The sequence below is a fragment of the Granulicella sp. S190 genome, from assembly GCF_009766095.1.
Lineage (GTDB): Bacteria > Acidobacteriota > Terriglobia > Terriglobales > Acidobacteriaceae > Edaphobacter.
Genome location: NZ_LMUD01000019.1, coordinates 1 through 4896, shown reverse-complemented (window position 1 = coordinate 4896; position 4896 = coordinate 1). Strand labels below are relative to the sequence as shown.

The following is a 4896-nucleotide window of genomic DNA, read 5'->3' as shown; positions in this document are numbered from 1 at the left end:
CAATCCAGCAACCGCCCCCAAACCCACACGTCTAAGGACTTATTGCACTCCTTCCTCCAATCCTCTCTCACGGCCACCGCATGGCTCGTCGCCCTCGCCTGGATGTGGAAGGCCCTCACCGCATCCATCGGCCTCCGCCGCGTCCCCGATCTAACCGCCCCCGCTCACATCCTTGCCCCACCAACCGATCTCTCACTCGCCGTCATCATCCCAGCCCGCAACGAATCGGCTAATATCGAAGCCTGCCTCCAATCCCTCCTGAACCAGCATCAAGACCAGCAACTCCTTAATCTCCACCTCATCGCCGTCGACGACCGCTCCAACGACAACACCGGCACCCTCATGGACGCTCTCGCCGCCCAGCACCCAGACAAGCTCACCGTCCTCCACATCACCAATCTCCCCCCAGGCTGGCTCGGCAAAACCCACGCTATGGCCTACGCCGCGCGTCACGCCATCTCCCTCCTCCATCCCGGCTATCTTCTCTTCACCGACGCCGACATCCTCTTCCATCCCGACGCTCTCCGCCTCGCCCTCGCCCACGCCGCAGCCACCCAGGCCGACCACCTCGTCCTACTCCCCACCGCCACCATCAAATCCGCAGGCGAGGGCATGCTCCTCAGCTACTTTCAGATCATGGGCCTCTGGGCCGTTCGTCCTTGGCGCGTCTCTGACCCCCAGTCCCTCCGCGACGCTGTCGGCGTAGGCGCCTTCAACCTCCTCCGCACCGCCGCCTATCAGCAGATCGGGGGCTACGAAGCTCTCCGCATGGAGATCGTCGAAGACCTCGCCCTCGGCAGCCGCATCAAGCGAGCCCGCCTCCGCCAGCGCATCGCCACCGGTCCCGGCCTCGTCAGAGTTCACTGGGCCAGCGGCGTCAGCGGAATCCTCAACGGTCTGATCAAAAATCTCTTCGCCGTCTTCCGCTACAACTCCATCGTCGCTCTACTCTCCTGCGTCTGGTTCACTCTCTTCTGCATCGTCCCCGCGGCCTTTCTCGCCTCCTCGCAGACGCGCACTCCGGCAATCCTCACCTTCGCCTCCGTTACCTTCCTCTACCTGCTCTCCAGCCGACAAAGCAAAGTCTCCCCCTGGTATGCGATCCTCTTTCCCATCAGCGCTACGCTGATCGTCTACTCCATCCTCCGCTCCGCAATCATCACCCTCAAACAAGGCGGCGTCACCTGGCGAGGCACCTTCTATCCCTTGTCTGAACTCCGCAAGCGTAGACCCTGAAATCAGAAATCAACCTTAAATCCGTCAGCACCCCACTTTGCAGTCGTCGTTGCTTGTTCTTTGCAGTCGTCGTTGCTTGTTCTTTGCAGTCGTCGTTGCTTGCCCTTTGCAGTTGTCGTTGCTCGCTCTTTTGTTGTCAATCCGCAGCGCAGCGGAGGAATCTGCTTCTTCACTCACCCTACGAATAGCCAACCGTACTCGCCGTAGTTGATGACCGACCACACCGACTCAGATGACGAGCTATCTACACGAAAGACCGCACCAACAAGCCGAAGACCTTACCCGACCGTGAATACCACACGCGGCTTTCCAGCCGCATCGTCCCAATTCGACGCAATCTCCGAGAGAGGCACACGTTTTATCGCAATCCTGAGATTCGCCGTTCCCACCACTTCAAACACACTCCTGATCGCGTTCCGCAGCCCGGACAATGGCACACTCTTCAGTCCGCTCCCCATCAACACGATCGCCGACGAGCGCAGCGCAGCCCCCGGCAGCTCCACGTTCTCCTCGCGACTCACGCCTCCCACATGCACAAACCGAACCGGCGTCGCATCCTCCACCGCCTTCGCAATCGCAACGATCACCGTCTTCGCACTCTCCCCCCAAACGTAATCGATCACAACATCAATCCCCTGCTCGAACTGCTCTACCAGCGCCTCTTCGTACCGCTTTGCTCCCAACGGATGCAGTGCACCCAGCGCAAATGGAATCACCATGTCTGCTCCAAGCGCCTTCCCGCCCCAGCCACAGGCTCAGGAAAGTCTCCATAAACCGGCGTCTTGCCGGCTGCCGTGATAATCGCTGCTTTCATAAATATCTCCTTAGCCTTCAAAATAGACCTCCTTCTAAAGGAAGCCGTTGAACGACGTTCAACATAATTGAACAATGTTCAATTATAAAGATGCCAAAACTGCTATCCTCGATGCAGGAAATAATCACGCAGGAAAAATACCGACGGATGAAGGAAGCAAGGCATGAAAGTTAACCGGGACATGCTCGCCCAGGCCGCACTTAAACTGCTCAACGAAGTCGGCCTCGAGCAGCTGACCCTCCGTCGTCTCGGCACGAAGCTGAAGGTCCAGGCCACAGCCATCTACTGGCACTTCAAGAGCAAAGAAGAGCTCATAGACGAGATGGCAACGATGGTCCTCGCAGAGGGAGCACACAACCTATTGCCCGCCCGTCGCAGCTCCGACTGGAAGATCTGGGCCGCCACCTTCGGACAAGGCCTGAGAAAGACGCTGCTTGCATACAGGGACGGCGCCCGAATGGTCTCAGGGACCGAACTCACCAACACCGACTACATGAAGACCGTCGAGTCGATAGGCGCAAAACTCCTCGAAGCTGGCTTCTCCCTTCGTCAGGCAGTTGTTCTACTGAGCACCGTCTACAGCTACACGCTAAGCTTCGCCATGGAAGAGCAGGCCGTCTACCCTCGTCCTAACGAGAGGTCCCCCCGCTACGACATCGCAAAACGAAGAGCCCGCCTCGACCCCGAAGAGCTTCCCTTGCTGAGGCAGAGCGGGCCAATCCTCTTCGACCGCTTCGATCGCCGCTACAAAGAGGGTTTGGAGCTGATCCTACAAGGCGCCGCAGCACAAAAAACATCAGTCGATTAAGGAATCGCTTATCCACGATTCTCTCAAAGCTTTCAGCGACCGGGAACGTGAAGACGCGCTCTATAGGTTTACTGCCTGCTCCTTTTTTATTCGTTCAAGTAAAAATCACGCCATGAAGCGTTCCGTCGGCTTGTATTCTTATTCTCAGTTCGTGGCTCAGACTGCCAGACTCATAGGATGGGGCGGATGCACTTCGTCAACAGGCACAAGTTACTGGCACACGGTCATGGTCTCCGTTTGAGACTTCGCAACTGGAAGAAACGAGGTTTGAATGGTTCAGTCTCCTGCATCACCGAAGCCCTTTCGGCTTTGGCCGTTCGTATTCATTGCTATCGTCGTGGGCATCGCCGCGATTGGTTTCGCATACACGGCTGGATGGCTATCGCCGCACAGACTGACGCCGAAAAAGTTGGTAGCCGCGTTGGCTCCTCCGGGCGGCCCGGCATTAGGTCATCGCCGCAACCACGCCAAAGGCATCTGCTTCACCGGAACGTTTGAGGCAAACGGCGAAGGTTCGGCACTCTCCAAGGCGCGGGTCTTCGTCAGGGGCCAATATCCGATTGTGGGAAGGTTCAACCTTGGCACTCCGAATCCGAATGCCGAGGATGCAATGGTGCGTACGCGCGGCCTAGGCATTCTTATCACCACGCCGGACGGGCAGCAGTGGCGCAGTGCCATGATCAATGCGCCGATCTTTCCCGTTTCTACTCCGCAGGCCTTTTACGACCTCCTCACTGCCTCCGCCAGCAAGGACCCAAATGCGATGAAGAACTTCATTGGCGCAAATCCAGAGTTCCTTGCGTTTCTCCCTTGGGCTAAGAGTGACCAATGGACCGAGAGTTATGCGGAGGAGCCTTACAACAGTCTCAACTCATTTCTGTTCGTCGATGAGTCCGGCGCGAAACATCCGATCCGCTGGTCGCTGATCCCAGCGGCACAACCTGTTTCTATTTCGCCAGCCGAACTGGCCAAGCGCGGTCCCGATTATCTCGAGCAGGAGATCACGCAGCGTGTCGCCGCGAACCCTCAGCACTGGAACCTCATGGTCACCGTCGCCAACCCCGGCGACCCAACTGCGGACCCCAACAAGGCGTGGCCCGCTGATCGTCGTACCGTCAACGTTGGAACAATGACGGTGCAGCAGATTGAACCGGAGCCCGACGGCCCGTGCCGCGACATCAACTATGATCCGACGGTACTGCCAGCCGGAATCACTACGTCGGATGACCCATTTCCCGCAGCCCGTTCGGCAGCGTACTCCCGGTCGTACAACAGCCGCACAGCCGAAGAGGCGGACTACCCGCGTACCGCGACAGGAGCCAGGCAATGACGACGACCCGCACACGCTTCACCGCGCCGCAGCGATTCCTTCACTGGCTCATGGCAATCTGCATTCTGTCCATGTTGTTTATCGGGGTAGGTATGGTCTCGACCATCACGACCAAATACCTCACACTGGTCCAGATTCATAAGCCGCTCGGCATAGCCATTCTGGTGCTCGTACTTATTCGTCTGACGCTACGCCTTATCTACGGCGCACCCGCGCTGCCCGCCGATCTACCGGAGCCACTAAAGCTGGCTGCGATCTCCTCGCAATACATCTTCTACCTGCTGATGATTGGCATGCCGCTGATCGGCTGGGGTATGTTGTCCGCTGCAGCCTATCCCGTCGTGCTCTTCGGTGGCGTGCATCTTCCGCCGATCCTGCCGGTCAGTCCCAGCCTGCATACGCTGCTATGGCGTGCGCATCACTACCTGGCCTTCGCCTTTTTCGCAGTCATCCTGGCGCACGTCGCCGGCATACTCTTTCATAAATTGGTCAGGAACGACGGTATCTTCGAAACAATGGCCCCGGTGTCCACACATAACCAGTCTGAGAGCAAGTGAGCAAATCACTTGCCCAAAATGCACGTTATGCCTCCAGTTGGCAATTACTCAACATAAGCCGACTAATGAGATGGTCCGCCGCTTGATTCTCCTGCATGAGCAGGAAGATCGTAGAAGCAGCTTGTGACAAGGAGGATCATCGCTATGCAGA

Annotated in this window: 5 protein-coding genes; 4 read left to right on the top strand and 1 reads right to left on the bottom strand. The window is 57.8% G+C overall.

Annotation, left to right across the window (positions count from 1 at the left end; all coding sequences use genetic code 11):
• Window positions 1-1236, top strand: a 1236-nt coding sequence (locus GSQ94_RS11860; protein ID WP_371417500.1) for a glycosyltransferase family 2 protein, incomplete at its 5' end; no start/stop codon positions are given.
• A gap of 278 nt (window positions 1237-1514) precedes the next feature.
• On the opposite strand, the gene GSQ94_RS11850 is transcribed toward GSQ94_RS11860, so the two are convergent.
• A complete protein-coding gene (locus GSQ94_RS11850; protein WP_158944096.1) occupies window positions 1515-1955 on the bottom strand; it encodes a hypothetical protein in 441 nt (146 codons plus the stop codon).
• 258 nt (window positions 1956-2213) lie between these two features.
• Here GSQ94_RS11850 and GSQ94_RS11845 point away from each other — a divergent pair, with 258 nt between their 5' ends.
• The 3 genes from GSQ94_RS11845 (at window position 2214) to GSQ94_RS11835 (ending at window position 4745) form a co-directional block, all read left to right on the top strand.
• Window positions 2214-2858, top strand: a complete 645-nt coding sequence (locus tag GSQ94_RS11845) for a TetR/AcrR family transcriptional regulator C-terminal domain-containing protein (RefSeq protein WP_158944095.1) — start codon at window positions 2214-2216, stop codon at window positions 2856-2858.
• A 271-nt stretch (window positions 2859-3129) separates the two neighbouring features.
• A complete protein-coding gene (locus GSQ94_RS11840) occupies window positions 3130-4188 on the top strand; it encodes a catalase family peroxidase (RefSeq protein ID WP_158944094.1) in 1059 nt (352 codons plus the stop codon).
• Window positions 4185-4745, top strand: coding sequence for a cytochrome b (locus GSQ94_RS11835; protein WP_158944093.1), 561 nt, complete (start codon window positions 4185-4187; stop codon window positions 4743-4745). Before GSQ94_RS11840 ends, GSQ94_RS11835 begins: the two co-directional genes overlap by 4 nt.
• The last annotated feature ends 151 nt before the right edge of the window (window positions 4746-4896 follow it).